Source organism: Amycolatopsis kentuckyensis, from assembly GCF_002155975.1.
Taxonomy (GTDB): domain Bacteria; phylum Actinomycetota; class Actinomycetes; order Mycobacteriales; family Pseudonocardiaceae; genus Amycolatopsis; species Amycolatopsis kentuckyensis.
This window is the reverse complement of the sequence record NZ_MUMI01000286.1, coordinates 1-2160: the sequence shown is the minus strand read 5'-3', so window position 1 is coordinate 2160 and position 2160 is coordinate 1. Positions and strand designations below refer to the sequence as shown.

2 protein-coding genes are annotated in these 2160 nt (G+C 72.3%); both read left to right on the top strand.

Features of this window, described 5'->3' with window-relative positions; translation table 11 throughout:
• On the top strand, positions 1-1215 hold a 1215-nt coding region (locus CCN39_RS26905), incomplete at its 5' end, for a beta-ketoacyl reductase (RefSeq protein ID WP_143264152.1).
• Between the two features lie 166 nt (positions 1216-1381).
• Positions 1382-2160 (top strand): beta-ketoacyl synthase N-terminal-like domain-containing protein (locus CCN39_RS26900; protein WP_208630392.1); only part of this gene is annotated, 779 nt, incomplete at its 3' end.

Sequence of the window (2160 nt, the reverse complement as noted above, 5' to 3'; positions counted from 1 at the left end):
CTCATCACCGGCGGCACCGGCGCCCTCGGCGCCACCGTGGCCCGCTGGGCCGCGAACGCCGGCGCCGACCACCTCGTCCTCCTCAGCCGCCGCGGCCCCCGAGCCCCCGGCGCCGCCGAACTCGTCGAGGACCTCCAGGCCGCCGGGGCGCAGGCGACCGTCCTCGCCTGCGACGTCTCCGATCGCGACGACCTGGCCAGGGCCATCGACCGGATCCCCCAGGTCACGGCCGTCGTCCACGCCGCCGGAGCCAGTCAGGCCACCGCCTTCGCCGAGCTGGCCGACGACGAGTTCCGCAGGATCCTCCAAGCCAAGGTCGCCGGCGCCGAGAACCTCGACCGGCTCCTCGGTGACGACCTCGATGCCTTCGTCCTCTTCTCTTCCATCTCCGGCGTCTGGGGCGCGGGCGGCCAGACCGCCTACGCCGCCGCCAACGCGCAGCTCGACGCCCTCGCCGCCGGCCGGCGCGCCGCCGGGCGGGTCGCCACCTCCGTTGCCTGGGGGCCCTGGGCCGGCAGCGGGATGGCCGCCGGTGCCGCCGAGCAGGAGCACCTCCGCCGCCGGGGGCTGACGCCGTTGTCGCCCGCCGGGGCGCTCAATGCGCTCCGGACCGCCGTCGGGGCGGGGGAGACCTCGGTGGTCGTCGCCGATGTCGACTGGGCTCTGTTCGCCGCCGCCTTCACCGCTACCCGGCCGAGCCGGCTGCTGAACGAACTGCCCGAGGCGAAGCTGCCCGAAGCGAAGCCGGCTGAGCCGAAGCGCCTCGCCCCCGCGGACCTGCTCACCCTGGTCCGGACCGAAGCCGCGCAGGTGCTGGGGCACGCCACGACCGCCGCCGTGGACGCCAAGCGGGCCTTCACCGAACTCGGCTTCGACTCGCTCACCGCCGTCGAGCTGCGGAGCCGGCTCGCCGCCGAGACCGGGCTCAGCCTGCCGCCGACCCTCGTCTTCAACCACCCCAACGCCACCGCGCTCGCCGAGCACCTGCAGGCGCAGCTGGGCGACGGCGCCCCGAGCGTCCTGGCCGAGCTCGACCGCCTCGAAGCGGCCCTGGCCGCCGGCGACCCCGACCGGCTGACGCGCACCGAACTCGCCGTCAGGCTGCAATCCCTGCTGAGCCGCTACTCCGAACGAGAAGAAAAGACCGGTGAACTCGATTTCGCCGATGACGACGCACTTCTCGAATTCATCAACAATGATCTCGGCAAATTGTGAGTCGCCGTAAAAGCCCGCGATTTTCCTGCGTAGGGGCCCCTGTAAGGGGGGATCTTTAGGGGTTGTAGGCCCAAAACCGGTCCCATAGCCTCACTTTGATGCCACTTCGGCGCGCGGATGTGCCGGGTGTCCGCACTTCGCTGGAGAAAAGGCTGGTGGCACTGACATGGCCGACGAGGAGACGCTGCGCGAGCACCTCAGGTGGGTCACGACCAATCTGCACCAGACACGCCGGCGGCTGCAGGCGGTGGAAGAAGCCGAACAGGAACCGATCGCGATCGTCGGCATGGGCTGCCGGCTGCCCGGCGGCGTCAAAAGCCCGGAACAGCTGTGGGACCTGGTCGCCGCGGGCACCGACGCCGTCACCGGATTCCCCGAGAACCGCGGCTGGGACCTCGACGCGCTCCGCGACCCCGATCCGGACCGGCCCGGCACCTCCCACACCGCGTCCGGCGGCTTCCTGCACGACGTCGCCGACTTCGACGCCGGCTTCTTCGGCATCTCCCCGCGCGAAGCCCTCGCCATGGACGCCCAACAGCGGCTGCTCCTGGAGACGACCTGGGAGGCCATCGAACGCGCCCGCATCGACCCGGCTTCGCTGGCCGGCTCGGAGACCGGCGTCTTCGTCGGCAACACCGGCCAGGACTACGCGAACCTCATGCGCGGCGCCGGCGACAACCTCGAAGGGCACCTGCTCACCGGGACCGCGACCGCCGTCGTCTCCGGACGGCTGGCGTACTTCCTCGGCCTCGCCGGTTCCGCCGTCACGGTCGACACGGCCTGTTCGTCCTCGCTCGTCGCGCTGCACTGGGCGTGTCACGCGCTCCGCCGCCGCGAGTGCTCGCTGGCCCTCGCCGGCGGCGTGACCGTCCTGTCCACCCCGGCGGCGTTCGTCGCGTTCAGCCGGCAGCGCGGTCTGGCCCCCGACGGCCGCTGCAAGTCCTT